This window comes from Bacillus sp. FG16, assembly GCF_057809515.1.
This window is the reverse complement of the sequence record NZ_JBMDKC010000316.1, coordinates 1-510: the sequence shown is the minus strand read 5'-3', so window position 1 is coordinate 510 and position 510 is coordinate 1. Positions and strand designations below refer to the sequence as shown.

Annotated in this window: 1 protein-coding gene; it reads left to right on the top strand. The window is 36.7% G+C overall.

The genetic code is table 11. From position 1 onward, the window contains the following. Positions 1-45: 45 nt before the first annotated feature. Positions 46-348, top strand: coding sequence for an ArsR/SmtB family transcription factor (locus ACODS7_RS32500; RefSeq protein ID WP_078188018.1), 303 nt, complete (start codon positions 46-48; stop codon positions 346-348). The last annotated feature ends 162 nt before the right edge of the window (positions 349-510 follow it).

The window sequence follows — 510 nt, the reverse complement described above, 5'->3', positions numbered from 1 at the left end:
GTGTACATGAGAAAGTACCCTAAAAAGAGAATGAGGCGAAAGAAAATGACAAATATTTTTTACATGGAGCTCAATGATCTTGATCATGAACTCGAACGAAGTGCGGAAATACTGAGGGTATTGGCACATCCTGTCCGTCTACAAATTGTACATCAATTAGTCAGGAAACAGACTTTAAATGTGACCGAATTACAACAGATTTTGAAATTGCCGCAATCTACGGTTTCACAACATCTTCATAAAATGAGAAATCATAAAGTGTTATCACATGAACGCAAAGGAACAGAAGTATTTTATCGAGTGGACGATAAACAAGTGAAACAAGCGCTTTACGTACTGATGGGCTAAACAGCTAGTTTCGTGTATCTGCCTAGTTATGTACGGATATAAAAATAAAACGAGAAGAGGGGGCTTCTATGGGTGGAAATTTATATTACACGTATATCACAATAAAAGAAATCATTTTTATCCATGCCTATGTGACAGGGAAAGAAATTCCCTCTTCACAAG

What these genes read in the sequence shown, in the direction of transcription:
- ACODS7_RS32500 (WP_078188018.1), top strand. Translation starts at nt 46, where the DNA reads ATGACAAATATTTTTTACATGGAGCTCAATGATCTTGATCATGAACTC.